The sequence below is a fragment of the Bradyrhizobium liaoningense genome, from assembly GCF_018130955.1.
Classification (GTDB): Bacteria; Pseudomonadota; Alphaproteobacteria; order Rhizobiales; family Xanthobacteraceae; genus Bradyrhizobium; species Bradyrhizobium liaoningense_C.
In genome coordinates, this window is record NZ_JAFCJM010000018.1 from 37,163 (window position 1) to 54,970 (window position 17,808).

A 17,808-nucleotide genomic window follows, 5' to 3' on the forward strand; every position below is an offset into this window, starting at 1 on the left:
AACCGGCTGTTTACCATTCGCTCCCTACCATTCCGGTCATGGAGTCGATCCGTCAGCAGAACTCGCAAGCCGCCCTGATGTCGCTGGAAGCGGCGGAAGCGTCGACGCGCGGCGGCTTTGCCTGCCTCTTCTCGACATCAGACGAATACGAGACGGCGCTGATCACCGAGCGCCGCGCCCAGGGGCGTTACACGAAGGGACAGGATCGCCGGCCGATTGCGCTGTTTGCAGCCTGTGCGCTGGCGGTCGCCGGAGCCGTGTTGCTGTTTGGCTGACGAGCCACGTCCATCCATCGCATCAGGGCGCCGTTCCGGCGCCTTTTTCTTTTGGGCCGGCTGCGCTAGACACACCCATCAAACAAAAAGGGTGGAAGCCGATGATTACCGAGATTGCGCAAATCGACGTCAAGCCGGGCTCCGAGAAGGATTTTGAGGCCGCCGTGGCCAAGGCCAAGGCAGCCTTCGGCCGCTCCAAGGGCTTTCACGGCTTCGAGCTGCACAAGTCGATCGAGAAGCCGCAGCGTTACCGGCTGATGGTGAAGTGGGAGACGCTGGAAAATCACACCGTCGATTTCCGCGGCTCGGAGAATTTTACCGAATGGCGCGGCCTGGTCGGGCAGTACTTTGCTTCACCGCCCGAGGTCGAGCACACCAACACGGTGCTGACGACCTGAGCGCTCAGACCGCCTTACTCAGAGCGATTTGAACTGCTGCGGCGCCTCATCGCTCTTGAAATGGTCGATCATGACCTTGGCGATGGCGATCAGCGGGAGCGCCAGCGCCAGGCCCCAGATGCCGAAGACCACGCCGAGCAGGATCTGGAACGCGAACAGCGTGGCAGGCGGAATGTCCAGCGCCTGCCGCTGCAGGATGGGCGTCAGCACATAGCTCTCCATCGCGTGCACGCCGAGAAACAGGATGAACGCGGACAGCGTTGCGACCCAGCCCGAGGCGAGGCTCGCCAGCACCACGACGACGCCGGCGATGATCGCACCCACGGTCGGAATGAAGGCGAGCAGGCCGGCCTGAATGCCCAGAATGAACGAGCCGGGGATACCGATGACGGCCAAACCGATCCAGGTCACGGCGCCGACCGCAAGCATGACGATGATCTGCGCGATCAGCCAGCGCTCCAGCGTCTCGCCGATGCGGTCGATGATGATGGTGGTCCGGACGCGCATCTTGGCCGGCGCGATGAACAACAGCCCGTCGTGATAGAGGCTGGGCTGCGCCGCGAAGGCCAGCCCCAAAAACAGCACGATGAAGAAGTTGCCGACGGCGCTGATCGTGCCGAGCAGCAGCTTGAAGGTCTGACTGACGATCGCCCCGCCGCTGGACGCCAGCGCGCCGGCGCTCGGCAGCGAGGGGTGCGACGGCGTCGTGCCTGGTGTCTCGGAGGCGGCCGGCGCAGCGTTGCCGATGTCGAAGAAGCTGGTGTCGATGCCGTGGCTGTCGAGGAAGGCTTTGACGTTGCCGAGCTGCGACTTGATGGTCTTGCTGAGCGCGGAGGCCTGGTCGGCGATGGTTGCGCCGCCGAGATAGACGACGCCCGCAAGCAGCAGGGCAAGCACCACACAGACGATCGCGAGCCGGATGGGATGGGCCAGGCCGACGAAACGGCCGAGCGTGTTGGTCAGCGCATTCAAGGCCACGCCGAGCAGCATGCCCGTGAAGATCAGGAGCAGGGTCGCGGCAAAATACCAGGTGAAGAGCAGGAGCGTCGCGAACAGCACCACGCCGATGCCGCCGACGGCGATCGCCCACGCCAGATCGCCGCGGGTCCGGGATGGTTCGTCGGCGGAGGATGTCACGTGATGTCCTTTTCAAGCTCCAGGAGTCTTCAAACTTCAAGAATCACTCTTTCGTCAAACGCGCTCCGGATCAAGCCGCCTCGAGCGCGCCGGTTTGACGGTGCCGCGCCGGTGGTGCAAAGCGATGGCGGGAGATACAGGGTGGGCGCGGCTTGAGTTTCATCGGCAAATGGATTGGCGTGCTTGGCCTGCTGGCGGTGCTGGTCGCCGGCGACCAGATCCGCATTCACCGGCCCGGCCACAAATACCGGCTCACCGTCGAGGTCGAGACGCCGGCTGGCATCAAGAGCGCCTCCAGCGTCCTCGCCGTGGTGCCTGACCGCGGCTACAGCCGCGGCGGCAAGACCGTGACCCGTGGCGAGGCGGTGTTCGTCGACCTCGGCGAAGATCACGGCCAGCGCAAGAACCTGGTGGCGCTGCTCGCGCATCTCGACAAGGCCCTCGATCTCGATGACGTCAACTACGTCGCGCTGCGCGCCTATGGCGCCGGGCGCGGCAGCCGGGTCTCCTTCAACGAGCTGAGCCGCCTGAGCGGCGCCGTGCCGGTGCAGGGCCCGCTGATCCCCGCGCTCGTGACCTTCGGCGATCCCAATGACCCCGCCACGGCGCGCATCGTGGCGGCGGACCAGGCCGAGGCGGTGCTGGGGGCTGGCTACAAGCTCCACGGGCTGACCGCCGAGGTGGTGCCCAACGGATTTTGGCCGATCGACTTCGGCGGGGGGCTGGGCGAGCCGGTCACGCGCGGAATCGTGGCCAAATTGCCTTGGCTGGCCGGGACCGGCGAATCTGCTGCCGCCGCGCTGAAGGCCGCCGGCCTGACCGCCGGTGCCCCGATCGAGCCCAAGGAGGCATTTACGCGAAAATAGCAGGGCGGTCCCGCGGGCCGGCCAGTTGATATTTTCTCTCCCATGGGCATCTTTGCAGAATCTTTTCGGCGGGAGGTCTGACGAGGGAGATGAAGAAGCCGGTCGTCGGCGTGATCGGGAACAGCCATCGCGTCGAAAATCGATTCCAGGTCCAGATGGTCGGCGAGCGCAATTTGCGCGCGGTTGCCGAGGTGTCCGGCGCCGTGCCGCTGATGTTTGCGGGCTCGCCCGACATCACCGACATCGGTGCGCTGCTCGATGTCGTCGACGGCATCGTGCTCACCGGCGCCCGCGCCAATGTTCATCCGACCCGCTTCAACGTCGATCCCTGCGAGAAGCACGAGCCCTACGACATCCATCGCGACGAGGTGGCTCTGGCGCTCTCGGTCGCCTGCGTCGCCCGCGGCATTCCGCTGTTCGGCATCTGCCGCGGCCTCCAGGAGATGAACGTCGCCTTCGGCGGCTCGCTGCATCCGGAGATCCGCGAAATCCCCGGCCGCATGAACCATCGCATGCCGCGTCTGGAGAACGGCGAGATCCATCCTGATCCCACCGTCGTGTTCGCCGATCGTCACGACGTCGACCTCATTCCCGGCGGCGCATTCGCAAAAATCCTCGGCTGCGAGAGGATCAAGGTCAATTCGCTGCACGGCCAGGGGATTTTGGAGCCCGGCCAGCGCGTGATCGTCGAGGGCGTCGCCGAGGACGGCACGATCGAGGCGATCCGTATCGCGGAAGCGCCGACCTTTGCGCTCGGCGTGCAATGGCACGCCGAATACGATCCGCAGCGCAATCCGATCAACCGCGCGCTGTTCGAGGCGTTTGGCGACGCGCTGGTGGCGCGGCGGCAGGCGGCGGCGTAGGGTACGACAAGCTCGACATTCTCGCCGCGCTCGTCGAGAGATACGAGAACGATCGGATCGACCCTGGAGGTGTCGGTCGGCCAAACGTTTTCCGAGATATTGAATCGGAGGCGAGCGCTGACGGTGGAAATGATCTTCACAGCGAAGCCTGGAAGGTGCCGGCGGAGCTTTTTGATCAGGCCGTATCGATTGGGAGCCGCCTGACGAACCACGCCGGTCGTTACTTCGGTTGCTCCGCCTCCTGCGGACCTTGCGCGACCTTCACATGGTCGGGTTGAGCGGGCAGTATCGGCTCGACGATGTTGAACAGTACGAAATTGGCGACGCGCCCGAGTGCGGTTTGCGGCAGAACGCGTTGAAAGCGTCCGGTCGGCGGTGCGAGGCAGATCGGCGTCATCGAGATGCCGTATTTCAGCGCTGCCCCGGCGAACAATCGGCCCTGCCTGTCGACGACGGCCTGGTCCGCCTGTGCCTCCACTGCAAGCTTGACGATGTCCTTGATGTTTTCGTTCGTGGTCTTCGCCGCCAGCTTGCTCTCGGCGTCCTGATCCAGCTTGTACTCGGCTGTGGCCTGCAGAATTTTCTGCCCCTGGCATACGTAACCGCCGGCATGGATGTACTGCATGGCGACTTCATTGCATTCGGGCTTCTTCATCAGCTTGGCGAAGATAGCCCAATTGGGGCCGAGCGGAATTTCCTCCAGAACAACGTCGGTCAGGGAGGAGCGCACCTTCGCCACATAGCTCTTGTTGGCCGTGTCGTGAAACAGCCAGCCGAGGTCAACTTCAACGCCTGTGGCGAACCGCCCTTTGCGTTCGAGACTTTCCTGCATCTCCCAACTCCGTGAGGAGACCACCGCATCCTCGAGATCGGCCTTGTCGGCGTGACAGATCGCCTTGAAGTCCTTCACCTTGGCGTCGACGTAATAGAGCGATCCGACGCTCATCAGGTTGGACGGCGGATTGATCGGTTGGAATCCGTATTGGCGCAGCGTGTCGCCGAGGGGGTCATCGCTGGGGCTCGTTTCATAATACGCCGCCAGCGGAGCGGCCACCGTCATACCGATCGCGGCGAGTGCAAAAATGGTCAACTTTCGCATGACTGCCTCCTCTCGTCGGGCCCACGCGTCTGGCTATGATGTTCATCGGCCGGGGCAGCAGGCGCCGCCGCAGCTGAAATAGCCCGCCGGACAAGCGGATGCCGGAGTGACGGCGTAGATCGTCGTCAGGATCGATACGAGCATTCCGAGAATCTTGATTGTACGCATGACTCTCTCCCGGTGTGTAACAGAGCACGCAATTGCGTCCTCAATCACCGCGGACTATACGAGGGATTGCCATTTGAAGTTGTGAAGAGGTTCACACGGCCGGATCGCATCTTGAGCACGGAACCCATCATTCTCAGGAGTGGCAGGTCGGACGCTGGTGCCGCGCCTGCAGGCGGACCCAAAACGAAAAGGCGCCCCTTTCGGAGCGCCTTTTGCTTTGCCGTCTGACGGGACCCGATCAGCCCGAATAGTACATGTCGAACTCGACCGGATGCGGGGTCATTTCGAAGCGCTCGACTTCGGTCATCTTCAGCTCGATGTAGCTGTCGATGAAGTCGTCGTCGAACACGCCGCCGGCTTTGAGGAAGGCGCGGTCCTTGTCGAGGTTTTCCAGCGCCTCGCGGAGCGAACCGCAGACGGTCGGGATCTGCTTCAGCTCTTCCTTCGGCAGGTCGTAGAGATCCTTATCCATCGCCGAGCCCGGATCGATCTTGTTCTTGATGCCGTCCAGACCCGCCATCAGCATCGCGGCGAAGCCGAGATAGGGATTGGCGAGCGGATCGGGGAAGCGCACCTCGACGCGTTTGGCCTTCGGGTTCGACGTGTAGGGGATGCGGCAGGAGGCCGAGCGGTTGCGCGCGGAGTAGGCGAGCAGCACGGGGGCCTCATAGCCCGGGACCAGACGCTTGTAGGAGTTGGTCGTCGGGTTGGTGAAGGCGTTGATGGCCTTGGCGTGCTTGATGATGCCGCCGATATAGTGGAGGCAGGTCTCCGACAGGTCGGCGTATTTGTTGCCGGCGAACACCGGCTTGCCGTCCTTCCAGATCGACTGGTGGACATGCATGCCCGAGCCGTTATCGCCATAGACCGGCTTCGGCATGAAGGTGGCGGTCTTGCCGTAGATGTGCGCGACCTGGTGGATGCAGTATTTGTAGATCTGCAGATGGTCGGCCATCAGTGTCAGCGTGTCGAACTTCATGCCGAGCTCGTGCTGGGCGGAGGCGACTTCGTGGTGATGCTTCTCGACCTTGACGCCCATCTTGGCCATGGCGCCGAGCATTTCGGAGCGCATGTCCTGCACGGAGTCCTGCGGCGGTACCGGGAAGTAGCCGCCTTTGGTGCGGACGCGGTGGCCGAGGTTGCCGCCCTCATATTCGGTGGCGGAATTGGTCGGCAGTTCCGAGGAATCGAGCCGGAAACCGGTGTTGTAGGGGTCGGCCGAGAAACGCACGTCGTCGAACACGAAGAATTCTGCCTCGGGGCCGACAAAGACGGTGTCGCCGACGCCCATCGACTTCACCATGGCTTCCGCCTTCTTCGCCATGCCGCGGGGGTCGCGGTTATAGGGCTCGCCGGTGGTCGGCTCGAGCACGTCGCAGATGATGACCATGGTGGTCTCTGCGAAGAACGGATCGATCGTCGCGGTGACGGGATCCGGCATCAGGCACATGTCGGATTCGTTGATCGCCTTCCAGCCGGCGATCGAGGAACCGTCGAACATCTGGCCCTCGGCAAAGGTGTCCTCTTCGATCATGCTGACGTCGAAGGTCACGTGCTGCCACTTGCCGCGCGGATCGGTGAAACGGAGGTCGACGTATTTGACGTCGTTATCCTTGATCGCTTTCAGGACGTCTTTGGCGGTCTTCATGCATACCCCTTTTGGCTCTGCGGGTCGGTTTCCAGACTACGAGCGACGTTGTTCTCGCTTCGTGAGGCGCGCGAGTGCACAAACGAAATCAGGCCGCCGAAGCAGCCTTATTTCCTTGCGTGGAGTGTCGCAAAATTCGGGATAGCACCCGGCTCAGATAGCGTCCAGCCCGGATTCGCCGGTTCGGATGCGGATCGCTTCCTCGATGTTGGAGACGAAGATTTTGCCGTCGCCAATGCGACCGGTTTGCGCCGCGCGGCGGATGGCGTCGATCGCGCGCTCGACCAGGTCGTCCCCGATCACGATCTCGATCTTCACCTTGGGCAGGAAGTCGACGATGTATTCGGCACCACGGTACAGTTCGGCATGGCCCTTCTGGCGTCCAAAACCCTTGGCTTCGGTGACGGTGATGCCCTGAAGTCCGACCTCCTGAAGCGCTTCCTTCACCTCGTCGAGCTTGAACGGCTTGATGATGGCTTCGATTTTCTTCACTGAGCGCCTCCCGGCCTTTCAATCAATAGCGACGTCTTCGTCAGGGTGCGCTTGTCATGCGCGGCTTTGTCTTCGCTGTCCCGGAATGCCTGACCAGCCCGGGCGGCGGCCGGTCACACCCTCATGAATGCCTGTGAGCACGACGAACCGAAGCGGCTTCCTCGAAAGCAGGGTCTATGCCAAGTTGTATTTGCCCTGTTTTTTGGAGCGTTATCAGCCTTTTAACGGGCATTTCGGATAGATGGGACCAACAGGCTCAAAATACCGAAGACTACGAAATAGGCAAATGGTTCAATCTGTGTGCAGATTTCGGTGTTGAAGCGGGAGTCGGCATGGAAAGTGCCTGTTGAAAAGGCGTTTGTACCAGGGAAGTGGCATGGAAGTTCTGACCAACGCCGAAATGCAGCGGGCCGACCAGCTCACCATCGCCGCCGGCACGCCCGGCTTCGAGCTGATGCTGAGCGCGGGTCAGGCGGTCGCTGAAGCCGCGCAGGCGCTGGTGGAGGATGGGCCGATCCTGGTGGTGGCCGGGCCCGGCAACAATGGCGGCGACGGTTTCGTCGCGGCCGCCGAGCTTGCGGCGCAGGGCCGCGAGGTCTCGATCATCCTGATGTGCGAGCGCGATCAGCTCCAGGGCGAGGCGGCCTCCGCCGCGCGCGGCTGGAAGCATCCGGTGCTGCCGTTCAATCCGCAGGCGATCGGCCGGCCGGCGCTGATCGTCGACGCGCTGTTCGGCGCAGGCCTCAGCCGTGCGCTCGAAGGCGAGGCGCGCGAGATGATCGAGGCGATCAACGCCAACGGCGCGCCGGTGCTCGCCGTCGACCTGCCGAGCGGCATCAACGGCACCAGCGCCAGCGTGATGGGCGTTGCGGTGAACGCAACCGAGACCGTCACCTTCTTCCGCAAGAAGCCCGCGCATCTTCTTCTTCCCGGCCGGATCCATTGCGGTCGCGTGCGAGTCGCCGACATCGGCATCGGCAGCGAGGTGCTCGAAGAGATCAGGCCGCAGCTCTTCGAAAACGATCCATACTTTTGGGGACGCGCTTTCCCGGTGCCGAGGATCGACGGTCACAAATACGCGCGCGGTCACGTGCTCGCGGTCTCCGGCGATGCCGCCGCGACCGGCGCGGCGCGGCTTGCCGCACGCGGTGCGCTGCGTGCCGGCGCGGGACTCGTGACGCTGGCGACGCCGCGCGACGCGCTGGCGATCAATGCGGCTGCGCTGACCGCCGTGATGGTGCGGCCCGTCGACACCGCGATCGAGTTCGGCGGGCTGCTCGAGGACAAGCGCTACAACACCTGCATCATCGGACCTGGCACCGGCACGGGCGAGCGTACCTGCGATTTCGTCCACACCGCGCTGTCGGCGCAGCGCCATCTCGTGCTCGATGCGGACGCGCTGACGAGCTTTGCCGCGAACCCCGAGCGCCTGTTCGAGTCGATCAAATCGTCGCACGACACCGGGGTCGTGCTGACGCCGCATGAGGGCGAGTTTCCGCGGCTGTTCTCCGATCTCAGCAACAAGCATCCCGGCCGCTCGAAACTCGAGCGCGTGCGCGCGGCCGCCGAACGATCCGGCGCGGTCGTGCTCTTGAAGGGCCCGGACACCACGATCGCCGCGCCCGACGACCGCGCGACGATCGCCGCGAACGCGCCGCCCTGGCTTGCCACAGCGGGCGCCGGCGACGTGCTCGCCGGCATCATCGCCGGTCTCCTCGCGCAGGGCGTGCCGGCGTTCGAGGCCGCCAGCATCGGCGTCTGGATGCATGGCGAGGCGGCGCTCGAGGCGGGCCCCGGCCTGATCGCCGAAGACCTCACCGAGACGCTGCCGGCCGTGCACCGTCGGATCTATGACGCGCTGGGGGTGGAGTACTAGTGCTCAGGCAGCTCGTGCTGACCGACATGGGCGCGGCTGCGCAGGTCCATCGGATTGCCTTTGATCAGGCGATGCCTTGGCTGATCGGGCTGCACACGCCAGAAGAGGACCGCTGGTTCTACCGCGAGCGTGTTTTCGCGAAGTGCTGCATGTGGGGACATTTCGACGACGATGTCCTGAGCGGAATTATCGCTTTCCGTGACGGTTGGGTCGAGCAGCTCTACGTGCTGCCCGGTGCCCAGGGCCGCGGAGTCGGCACAAGACTCCTCGAAATTGCCAAGCGCGATTGTGATCAGCTCGAGCTTTGGACCTTCCAGCGCAACGAGCGGGCGCGGCGCTTCTATGAAGCGAGCGGCTTCACGCTGATCGAGCAGACCGATGGAGCGCGGAACGAGGAGAAAGAGCCCGACGCTCGCTACCTCTGGACGCGTGTGGGTCGGTAGTCACTCCACCGCGTACCAGCGCACCAGCCGCGGTGCGGTCCAGTCGGCTGCGAACGATTGGATGAGGTAGCGGCCGGGATAGGTCGCCGCGAATGCGATGCGCTGGGTCTGGCCGGGCTCGACCGCGAGCGTGTCGAGCCAGTAGGGCTTCCAGCCGTCGTCGAGCCGGTCGAGCAAGCGGAAATGGTGGCCGTGCAGGTGGAAGACGCTCGGGACGGTGCCGGTATTCTTGAGGGCCAGCACGACGGTGCGGCCGGCCTTGGCACGGAAGACGGGAGGCGCTGAGGCGGAGAAGGATTGCGGACGCGCCCAACCGCCGTCAGCCGTCCCCAGAGCGACATCGAACCGCAGGGCACTTTTGAGGCCGAGCTCAACGGGCAGACCATTGGACGGTAGCGGCGGTGCTGCCTGCAGCCGGTTTGGCCGCACGGGCGGCTCGATCGAGGTCACCAGGCGGGCGAGGGGGCGGGCGTCCTTGCCGTCATGCAGCAGGACCGGGGAGCTGGAGCCGGGCGCGCCCGTCCCATCCAGAAAGACGTCGGCCCGTCCGCCCGGGGCCAGCACCACCGCACCATTGCGGGCGACGAACGGCTCGGCGGGCTGGCCATCGAGCGCCATGACCATCACGTCGATGCCGTCGATTTTCACCGCAACGACAGCCCGTTGGCAGCCGTTGATCAAGCGGAGCCTCAGCCGCTCGTTCACGCGGAGGGTGAAGTCGGGCACAACCTTGCCGTTGACGGTGTAGATGGGCGCGATATCGCCACCGACGGCGCCGGGCATCATCGCCCTGCCGTCGGGCGCAAGGCGCCAGTCCTCGATCAGGAAGTGCTCATCGCGATCGACCGCAACCGGCTCCGCTTCCTCCACGATCATGGGCAGCGGCCGGGCTGGCTGCTTCAGGCCGTCTTCGAGCAGGCGAAGATCGACCATCAGGGTCCCGGCGTGAGGTGTTGAAATAGTTGAGGTTTCCTTGGCCGCGGCGGCGACCGGCGGGCGGCCCAGCAGGGGTTCGGCTGCGGCGGCGGCATCGAGCCCGCGCCAGGTGAGGATCGCCCGGGACGGCAGGCCATTCTCGAAAACGATCTCCTCGCTCTGGCCGCGCCTCAGCCGGAGGTCCGGTCCGGCGAATGACCAGACCGGTGTCGCCGGCCCATTGGGGCGAAGCGGGAGGGTGCCGGCCCCGGCCGTCAGCATGCGGGCCTGCCGGGCCCGGGCCGGTCCCACGGGCAGCGACGGAGCGATGGCGGCGGCGGCAATTCCGGCCAGCAGCGCGCGTCGGTTCGGTCGGGATTCGTCGCTTGTCATCGGGCCAATGCGCACCATTTCTGAAGGCAGAAGTCCAGCCGCCCGAGGGGCGGCAGGACCTGCCCGTATCAGGCCATTTTTTTGCTGCGAACAGGCAGGCACATGCTATAAGCCCGGCCGCCCGCGGCATCGCGGCCGGTCTGGATGCAAATTCACGCGGGCGTGGCGGAACTGGTAGACGCGCTGGATTTAGGTTCCAGTGACGAAAGTTGTGGGGGTTCGAGTCCCTCCGCCCGCACCAAGCGCTCTATCCAAGCGTTTGCACGAGGATTACCGAAGGACCTGTTCCTCATGGGCGACGCGCCCCTGGGGAGCCGGGTCTGACAAACCACCGGCGCAGGGCAACACGCCTCTCGCGCCAAAACGATTGATGACAAGCGTCGCGGCGCCGAAGTGCTGCGACCGAACGAGAAGAAGATTGGACGCCATGCAGGTCACAGAGACCCTCTCGGAAGGATTGAAGCACGAGTTCAAGATCAGCGTTCCCGCGTCTGATCTCGACGCCAAGGCTGATGCCAAGCTCGTCGACCTCAAGGACAAGGTGAAGCTCAATGGCTTCCGTCCCGGCAAGGTGCCGGTCGCCCACCTGAAGAAGGTGTATGGCCGTTCGGTGATGGCCGAGACCATCGACCAGACCATTCGCGACACCAATACGCAGATCTTCTCTGAGCGCGGCTTCAAGCTCGCGAGCGAGCCGAAGATCACGATGCCCACCGAGCAGAAAGAGGTCGAAGAACTGCTGTCCGGCAAGTCGGACCTGACCTACACGGTGGCGATCGAAGTGGTGCCGCCGATTGCGCTCGCCGACTTCAAGAGTTTCCAGGTCGAGAAGCCCGTCGCCGACGTTTCCGACGCCGATGTCGACGAGGCGATCAAGCGCATTGCCGACAGCAACCGCAACTACGCCGCCAAGGCCGACGGCGCGAAGGCGGAATCGGGCGACCGCGTCACCGTCAGCTTCAAGGGCACCATCAACGGCGAAGCCTTCGAGGGCGGCACCGGCGAGGGCATCCAGGTCGTGATCGGCTCCAACACCTTCATCCCCGGCTTCGAGGATCAGCTCATCGGCATTGGTGCGGGCGAGACCCGCACGGTGAAGGCCGGCTTCCCCAAGAACTACGGCAACACCAAGCTCGCCGGCCAGGCAGCCGAGTTCGAGACCACGGCGACGCTGATCGAAGCGCCGCAGGACGTTGCGATCGATGACGAGTTCGCCAAGACCCTCGGCCTTGAATCGCTGGACAAGCTCAAGCAGGCCGCGCGCGATCGGCTGGTCGCTGAGTTCGCCGGTGCGACGCGCCAGCGCGTCAAGCGCGCGCTGCTCGACCGCCTCGACGAGGCGCATCGCTTCGACGCGCCGCAGTCGCTCGTCGACGAGGAGTTCAATCTGATGTGGAACTCGGTGAAGGCCGAGATGGACTCGGCCGGCAGGACCTTTGCCGACGAGGACACCACCGAGGACAAGGCGCGCGACGAGTATCGCAAGATCGCCGACCGCCGCGTGCGCCTCGGCCTTGTGCTCTCGGAGATCGGCGAGAAGAACAAGATCACCGTCACCGACGACGAGGTGGGTCGCGCGGTGATTGAACGGGCGCGCTCGATGCCGGGTCGCGAGAAGGAAGTCTGGGACTTTTATCGCAACAATGCCAACGCGCTGGCCCAGCTTCGTGCACCGATCTATGAAGACAAGGTGGTCGATTTCATCCTGGAGCTCGCCAACGTGACCGAGAAGAAGGTCTCGCGCGAGGATCTCTACAAGGACGACGAGGCCGACAAGACCGCCGCCTGATGAAGGCGTCGAAGCCAACTATTAAGGATGATGCGCGGAAGGGCCCAGCTAGCCAGGTGGCCGGCTGGGCCTGTTCGCGCGAATCAGCTTCAACTGATTTTCACGGATTAAGCCTTAATTCGTTCCGGTCTTGTCTCCGGTGAATTGGCCTATATCTGTCAAACCGTCTTTCAAGTCCTGCATCACGGGACGTGCATCAGCGTCCGGCAATTCCAGCTCGAAACTGTTTCGAAACTGTCTTGCCGAAAAGCGATGTCCGCTCCGCCAACCCTAGGTGACTCATGCGCGATCCGGTCGAAACTTACATGAACCTCGTGCCCATGGTGGTCGAGCAGACCAACCGTGGCGAGCGCGCCTACGACATCTTCTCGCGCCTGTTGAAAGAGCGCATCATCTTCGTGACCGGGCCGGTCGAGGACGGCATGTCGACGCTGATCGTCGCGCAGCTCCTGTTCCTTGAGGCGGAAAATCCGAAGAAGGAAATCTCGATGTACATCAACTCGCCGGGTGGCGTGGTGACGTCGGGCCTCGCGATCTACGACACCATGCAGTTCATCCGTCCGCCGGTCTCGACGCTGTGCACGGGCCAGGCTGCCTCGATGGGTTCGCTGCTGCTCTGCGCCGGTGAGAAGGACATGCGTTTCACACTGCCGAACTCGCGCATCATGGTGCACCAGCCCTCCGGCGGCTTCCAGGGCCAGGCAACCGACATCATGCTGCACGCCCAGGAGATCCTGAACCTGAAGAAGCGGCTCAACGAGATCTACGTGAAGCACACCGGCCAGACCTACAAGGCGATCGAGGACGCGCTGGAGCGCGATAAGTTCCTCACCGCCACCGATGCCAAGGAGTTTGGTCTCGTCGACAAGGTGATCGACAAGCGCGCCGAGGAGCCGGCGCCGGTAAAAGCCCCGTAAGGACACGGGGGAGATCGCAAGAGCGACCCCGGGATCGCAATGGCGACCCCGGGATCGTCAGGGCGCCGTTCACGTTAACAGCGCGTTGGTAGCGACGCGAAAAGCGTGGTTTGCGCCCCGCGACGGGCGGAAAGTTCCGCTTTCGTGCTTATTTTTCGTGGCAATCCAGCAACGCCGGGGTGATTTCGGTCACTTCTCTCGTGCCAAGACGTGAAATCACGGTATTGTCACGGGTAGCCGGGAGCCGCCCGATTAGCGAATTCTTGATAGTCGGGTGACAGCATGGTTGGCTACGATTGATCGGCTAAGATCGCGGGAGAATCGAGTGACCGTGATTCGCACGGGATGTAACGCGTAGGGTCTTTTTTGGTACGGAATTTGCTCTATTTCAGCTTCAAGACGGCCGAAGTGCCAGAATGGAGCGATCGGGCGGACGGATCGAACCGCGGACGGAGACAGGAATGAGTAAGGTCGGCACGAGCGACTCCAAGAACACGCTGTATTGCTCGTTCTGCGGCAAGAGCCAGCACGAAGTCCGCAAACTGATTGCGGGTCCGACGGTCTTTATCTGCGACGAATGCGTCGAACTCTGCATGGACATCATCCGCGAGGAGAACAAGTCCTCGCTGGTGAAGTCGCGCGACGGCATCCCGACGCCGAAGGAAATCTGCAAGGTGCTGGACGACTACGTGATCGGCCAGAGCCACGCCAAGAAGGTTCTGTCGGTCGCGGTCCACAACCACTACAAGCGCCTCAATCACCAGACCAAGCACAACGACGTCGAGCTCGCGAAGTCGAACATCCTGCTGATCGGTCCGACCGGCTCGGGCAAGACGCTGCTCGCGCAGACGCTCGCCCGCATCCTGGACGTGCCCTTCACGATGGCTGACGCGACGACGCTGACCGAAGCCGGCTACGTCGGCGAGGACGTCGAGAACATCATCCTGAAGCTGCTGCAGGCCGCCGACTACAACGTCGAGCGTGCGCAGCGCGGCATCGTCTACATCGACGAAATCGACAAGATCAGTCGCAAGTCCGACAATCCCTCGATCACCCGCGACGTGTCGGGCGAGGGCGTGCAGCAGGCGCTCTTGAAGATCATGGAAGGCACGGTGGCCTCGGTCCCGCCGCAGGGCGGCCGCAAGCATCCGCAGCAGGAGTTCCTGCAGGTGGATACCACCAACATCCTGTTCATCTGCGGCGGCGCCTTCTCGGGCCTCGAGAAGATCATCTCCGCTCGCGGACGTTCGACCTCGATCGGCTTCGGTGCATCTGTGCTCGCGCCGGAAGACCGCCGTACCGGCGAAATCTTCCGTCACGTCGAGCCTGAGGACCTCCTGAAGTACGGTCTCATCCCCGAGTTCGTGGGACGTCTGCCCGTCGTGGCGACGCTTGAGGACCTCGACGAGACCTCGCTGAAGAAGATCCTGACCGACCCGAAGAACGCGCTCGTGAAGCAGTACCAGCGCCTGTTCGAGATGGAGAACATCGAGCTGACCTTCGCCGACGAGGCGCTCGGTGCGGTCGCCCGCAAGGCGATCGAGCGCAAGACCGGTGCGCGTGGCCTGCGTTCGATCCTCGAGGCGATCCTGCTCGAGACCATGTTCGACCTGCCGGGCCTGGAAGGCGTGGAAGAGGTCGTGATCTCCCGCGAGGTCGTGGAAGGCACGGCGCGTCCGCTCTACATCTACGCGGATCGCTCCGACCGTGCGGTCGAAAACGCCAGCGCGTAACATCGCGCTGGTGCAGCAAATTTTCCCGTCTGACTGGACGGCTGCGGAGAGTGGTTCCGCAGCCGATGTTGCGTGGCTGTTCAGCTTGCGTAAAGCGCTGAATGGCGTGCGTTTTTCAATGACTTGACACCCCCCGGGTCGATAGCCACCTAATGTCAGCGGCGAGCAAGAATTCTCTTCAAGATTCGCCTAGGTTTCGATTCGGCAGAGCCGGTCCGAGCGTTTGGACCGCTCGAAAAAACCGGATCATTTCGGCACCTTGTGGCGGTTGCGCTGGGCTCAGCGGGCTGCGTGCAAGGGGGCACAGCAAAAGGAACAGGCCATGACTACTCCCAAACCCCGGCCAACCATCGTCCACGGCGAAACCCACGCCTATCCGGTGCTGCCGCTGCGCGACATCGTCGTCTTCCCGCACATGATCGTGCCGCTCTTCGTCGGCCGCGAGAAGTCGATCCGCGCGCTCGAAGAGGTGATGAAGAACGATGCGCTGATCATGCTCGCGACGCAGAAGAACGCGTCCGACGATGATCCGGCGCCCGATGCGATTTACGAGACGGGTACGCTTGCCAGCGTGCTGCAGCTCTTGAAGCTTCCCGACGGCACCGTGAAGGTGCTGGTCGAAGGGCTCGAGCGCGCGCGCGTCGAGAAGTACACGGAACGTGCCGACTACTATGAAGCGACTGCGGTCGCGCTCGCCGACACCGATGCGAAGTCGGTCGAGGCGGAAGCGCTGGCGCGGTCGGTCGTGTCCGACTTCGAGAGCTACGTGAAGCTCAACAAGAAGATCTCTGCCGAAGTGGTCGGCGTCGTGCAGGCGATCACCGATTTCGCCAAGCTCGCGGACACCGTCGCCTCGCATCTCGCGGTCAAGATCGCGGATCGGCAGGGTATCCTGGAGACGCTGTCGGTCACCCAGCGCCTGGAGAAGGTGCTCGGGCTGATGGAGAGCGAGATCTCGGTGCTGCAGGTCGAGAAGCGCATCCGCTCGCGCGTCAAGCGCCAGATGGAGAAGACCCAGCGCGAGTACTATCTCAACGAGCAGATGAAGGCGATCCAGAAGGAGCTCGGCGACGACGACGGTCGCGACGAGCTCGCTGATCTCGAAGAGAAGATTGCCAAGACCAAGCTCTCCAAGGAAGCGCGCGAGAAGGCGCAGCACGAATTGAAGAAGCTGCGCCAGATGTCGCCGATGTCCGCGGAAGCGACCGTCGTGCGCAACTACCTGGATTGGCTGCTGTCGATCCCGTGGAACAAGAAGTCCAAGGTGAAGAAGGATCTGGAAGCCGCGCAGGCGGTTCTGGATGCGGATCACTACGGGCTGGAGAAGGTCAAGGACCGCATCGTCGAGTATCTCGCCGTGCAGTCGCGCGCCAACAAGCTGACCGGGCCGATCCTGTGCCTCGTCGGGCCTCCCGGCGTCGGCAAGACCTCGCTCGGCAAGTCGATCGCGAAGGCCACGGGGCGCGAATTCGTGCGCGTGTCGCTCGGCGGCGTGCGCGACGAGGCCGAGATCCGCGGTCACCGCCGCACCTATATCGGCTCGATGCCCGGCAAGATCATCCAGTCGATGCGGAAGGCGAAGTCGTCCAATCCGCTGTTCCTGCTGGACGAGATCGACAAGATGGGCGCCGATTTCCGCGGCGATCCGTCATCGGCGCTGCTCGAGGTGCTCGACCCCGAGCAGAACTCGACCTTCAACGATCACTATCTCGAGGTCGACTACGATCTCTCCAACGTCATGTTCATCACGACCGCGAATACGCTCAATATTCCGGGCCCGCTGATGGACCGCATGGAGATCATCCGGATCGCCGGCTACACCGAGAACGAGAAGGTCGAGATCGCGCGCAAGCACCTGATCCCGAACGCGGTCTCCAAGCATGGCCTCGATTCCAAGGAATGGTCGATCGACGACGATGCGCTCTTGCTTCTGATTCGCCGCTACACCCGCGAAGCGGGCGTGCGTAACCTGGAGCGTGAGCTCTCGACACTCGCCCGCAAGGCGGTGAAGGAGCTGATGATCTCCAAGAAGAAGTCGGTCAAGGTCACCGAGAAGACTCTGGAAGAGTTCCTCGGCGTGCCGAAGTATCGCTTCGGCGAGATCGAGAGCGAGCCGCAGGTCGGCATCGTCACCGGCCTGGCCTGGACCGATGTCGGCGGCGAGCTGCTGACGATCGAAGGCGTCATGATGCCCGGCAAGGGCAAGATGACGGTCACCGGAAACTTGCGCGACGTGATGAAGGAGTCGATCTCGGCGGCGGCGTCCTACGTCCGCTCGCGCGCGATCACCTACGGCATCGAGCCACCGATGTTCGACCGGCGCGACATCCACGTGCACGTGCCGGAAGGCGCGACGCCGAAGGACGGTCCGTCTGCGGGCGTCGCGATGGCCACCGCGATCATCTCGGTCATGACCGGCATTCCGGTCCGCCACGATGTCGCGATGACCGGCGAGATCACGCTGCGCGGCCGCGTGCTGCCGATCGGCGGTCTGAAGGAGAAGCTGCTCGCCGCTGCCCGCGGCGGCATCAAGACGGTGCTGATCCCCGAGGACAACGCCAAGGATCTCACGGAGATTTCCGATGCGATCAAGGGCGGCATGGAGATCGTCCCGGTCTCGCGTCTCGACGACGTCGTGGCCCGCGCGCTGGTGAAGAAGCCGGTGCCGATCGTCTGGGAAGAGGACACCAAGGTGACGGTGAAGCCGGACGGCGACGAAGCCGCCGGCGGCCTGACCGCGCACTGATCCGGCCAAAGAAAAGACCCAGCCAAGCATTAGAACGGCGTCTTCGGGCG

Annotated in this window: 16 protein-coding genes and 1 tRNA gene; 11 read left to right on the top strand and 6 right to left on the bottom strand. The window is 63.6% G+C overall.

Annotated elements, in window-relative coordinates; all coding sequences use genetic code 11:
- Positions 1-38 precede the first annotated feature (38 nt).
- Together JQ632_RS17280 and JQ632_RS17285 are read left to right on the top strand one after the other, a co-directional pair.
- Positions 39-275: a hypothetical protein gene (locus JQ632_RS17280; protein ID WP_212403768.1), complete on the top strand. Its 237-nt coding sequence runs from the start codon at positions 39-41 to the stop codon at positions 273-275.
- Between the two features lie 101 nt (positions 276-376).
- Complete coding sequence (locus JQ632_RS17285) at positions 377-673, top strand: antibiotic biosynthesis monooxygenase (protein WP_212403769.1); 297 nt, start codon at positions 377-379, stop codon at positions 671-673.
- Positions 674-691: 18 nt separating this feature from the next.
- Here the strand turns inward: JQ632_RS17285 and JQ632_RS17290 are convergent, their stop codons facing one another.
- Positions 692-1,810, bottom strand: a complete 1,119-nt coding sequence (locus JQ632_RS17290) for an AI-2E family transporter (RefSeq protein ID WP_212403770.1) — start codon at positions 1,808-1,810, stop codon at positions 692-694.
- Between the two features lie 152 nt (positions 1,811-1,962).
- On the opposite strand from JQ632_RS17290, the gene JQ632_RS17295 reads away from it, so the two are divergent.
- Both JQ632_RS17295 and JQ632_RS17300 read left to right on the top strand, forming a co-directional pair.
- Positions 1,963-2,676, top strand: coding sequence for a hypothetical protein (locus tag JQ632_RS17295; RefSeq protein ID WP_212403771.1), 714 nt, complete (start codon positions 1,963-1,965; stop codon positions 2,674-2,676).
- 89 nt (positions 2,677-2,765) lie between these two features.
- Positions 2,766-3,539, top strand: coding sequence for a gamma-glutamyl-gamma-aminobutyrate hydrolase family protein (locus JQ632_RS17300; RefSeq protein ID WP_212403772.1), 774 nt, complete (start codon positions 2,766-2,768; stop codon positions 3,537-3,539).
- A 220-nt stretch (positions 3,540-3,759) separates the two neighbouring features.
- Here the strand turns inward: JQ632_RS17300 and JQ632_RS17305 are convergent, their stop codons facing one another.
- The 4 genes from JQ632_RS17305 to JQ632_RS17315 all read right to left on the bottom strand — a co-directional run bounded on the left by JQ632_RS17305 (position 3,760) and on the right by JQ632_RS17315 (position 6,946).
- Positions 3,760-4,638, bottom strand: coding sequence for a hypothetical protein (locus tag JQ632_RS17305; protein WP_212403773.1), 879 nt, complete (start codon positions 4,636-4,638; stop codon positions 3,760-3,762).
- Between the two features lie 42 nt (positions 4,639-4,680).
- A complete protein-coding gene (locus JQ632_RS40080) occupies positions 4,681-4,806 on the bottom strand; it encodes a hypothetical protein (RefSeq protein WP_258767217.1) in 126 nt (41 codons plus the stop codon).
- A 238-nt stretch (positions 4,807-5,044) separates the two neighbouring features.
- Positions 5,045-6,454, bottom strand: coding sequence for a type I glutamate--ammonia ligase (glnA, locus tag JQ632_RS17310; protein WP_212403774.1), 1,410 nt, complete (start codon positions 6,452-6,454; stop codon positions 5,045-5,047).
- Between the two features lie 153 nt (positions 6,455-6,607).
- Positions 6,608-6,946 carry a P-II family nitrogen regulator gene (locus JQ632_RS17315; RefSeq protein WP_007603495.1) on the bottom strand — a complete coding sequence of 113 codons (339 nt, stop codon included), beginning with the start codon at positions 6,944-6,946 and terminating at the stop codon, positions 6,608-6,610.
- A 376-nt stretch (positions 6,947-7,322) separates the two neighbouring features.
- On the opposite strand from JQ632_RS17315, the gene JQ632_RS17320 reads away from it, so the two are divergent.
- Together JQ632_RS17320 and JQ632_RS17325 are read left to right on the top strand one after the other, a co-directional pair.
- On the top strand, positions 7,323-8,822 hold the full coding sequence (locus JQ632_RS17320) for an NAD(P)H-hydrate dehydratase (protein ID WP_212403775.1): 1,500 nt from the start codon (positions 7,323-7,325) through the stop codon (positions 8,820-8,822).
- A complete protein-coding gene (locus tag JQ632_RS17325; RefSeq protein WP_312015621.1) occupies positions 8,822-9,265 on the top strand; it encodes a GNAT family N-acetyltransferase in 444 nt (147 codons plus the stop codon). Before JQ632_RS17320 ends, JQ632_RS17325 begins: the two co-directional genes overlap by 1 nt.
- Here JQ632_RS17325 and JQ632_RS17330 read toward each other — a convergent pair whose 3' ends face one another.
- Complete coding sequence (locus JQ632_RS17330; protein WP_249152150.1) at positions 9,266-10,573, bottom strand: multicopper oxidase family protein; 1,308 nt, start codon at positions 10,571-10,573, stop codon at positions 9,266-9,268.
- A 156-nt stretch (positions 10,574-10,729) separates the two neighbouring features.
- Between JQ632_RS17330 and JQ632_RS17335 the strand changes: the two genes are divergently transcribed.
- The 5 genes from JQ632_RS17335 (at position 10,730) to lon (ending at position 17,758) form a co-directional block, all read left to right on the top strand.
- Positions 10,730-10,814 (top strand) — tRNA-Leu (locus tag JQ632_RS17335).
- Positions 10,815-11,000: 186 nt separating this feature from the next.
- Positions 11,001-12,362, top strand: a complete 1,362-nt coding sequence (tig, locus tag JQ632_RS17340) for a trigger factor (protein ID WP_212403777.1) — start codon at positions 11,001-11,003, stop codon at positions 12,360-12,362.
- Positions 12,363-12,643: 281 nt separating this feature from the next.
- Positions 12,644-13,279: an ATP-dependent Clp protease proteolytic subunit gene (locus JQ632_RS17345; RefSeq protein ID WP_212403778.1), complete on the top strand. Its 636-nt coding sequence runs from the start codon at positions 12,644-12,646 to the stop codon at positions 13,277-13,279.
- Between the two features lie 461 nt (positions 13,280-13,740).
- Positions 13,741-15,012 (top strand): ATP-dependent Clp protease ATP-binding subunit ClpX, encoded by a 1,272-nt coding sequence (gene clpX / locus JQ632_RS17350; protein WP_212403779.1) that lies wholly within the window; start codon positions 13,741-13,743, stop codon positions 15,010-15,012.
- Positions 15,013-15,334: 322 nt separating this feature from the next.
- Positions 15,335-17,758, top strand: coding sequence for an endopeptidase La (lon, locus tag JQ632_RS17355; protein ID WP_212403780.1), 2,424 nt, complete (start codon positions 15,335-15,337; stop codon positions 17,756-17,758).
- Positions 17,759-17,808: the final 50 nt, after the last annotated feature.

Coding starts and splice junctions, on each gene's coding strand:
- JQ632_RS17305 (WP_212403773.1), bottom strand. CDS start 4,638: ATGCGAAAGTTGACCATTTTTGCACTCGCCGCGATCGGTATGACGGTG.
- glnA (WP_212403774.1), bottom strand. CDS start 6,454: ATGAAGACCGCCAAAGACGTCCTGAAAGCGATCAAGGATAACGACGTC.
- JQ632_RS40080 (WP_258767217.1), bottom strand. CDS start 4,806: ATGCGTACAATCAAGATTCTCGGAATGCTCGTATCGATCCTGACGACG.
- JQ632_RS17330 (WP_249152150.1), bottom strand. CDS start 10,573: ATGACAAGCGACGAATCCCGACCGAACCGACGCGCGCTGCTGGCCGGA.
- lon (WP_212403780.1), top strand. CDS start 15,335: ATGACTACTCCCAAACCCCGGCCAACCATCGTCCACGGCGAAACCCAC.
- JQ632_RS17320 (WP_212403775.1), top strand. CDS start 7,323: ATGGAAGTTCTGACCAACGCCGAAATGCAGCGGGCCGACCAGCTCACC.
- tig (WP_212403777.1), top strand. CDS start 11,001: ATGCAGGTCACAGAGACCCTCTCGGAAGGATTGAAGCACGAGTTCAAG.
- JQ632_RS17300 (WP_212403772.1), top strand. CDS start 2,766: ATGAAGAAGCCGGTCGTCGGCGTGATCGGGAACAGCCATCGCGTCGAA.
- JQ632_RS17285 (WP_212403769.1), top strand. CDS start 377: ATGATTACCGAGATTGCGCAAATCGACGTCAAGCCGGGCTCCGAGAAG.
- JQ632_RS17345 (WP_212403778.1), top strand. CDS start 12,644: ATGCGCGATCCGGTCGAAACTTACATGAACCTCGTGCCCATGGTGGTC.
- clpX (WP_212403779.1), top strand. CDS start 13,741: ATGAGTAAGGTCGGCACGAGCGACTCCAAGAACACGCTGTATTGCTCG.
- JQ632_RS17280 (WP_212403768.1), top strand. CDS start 39: ATGGAGTCGATCCGTCAGCAGAACTCGCAAGCCGCCCTGATGTCGCTG.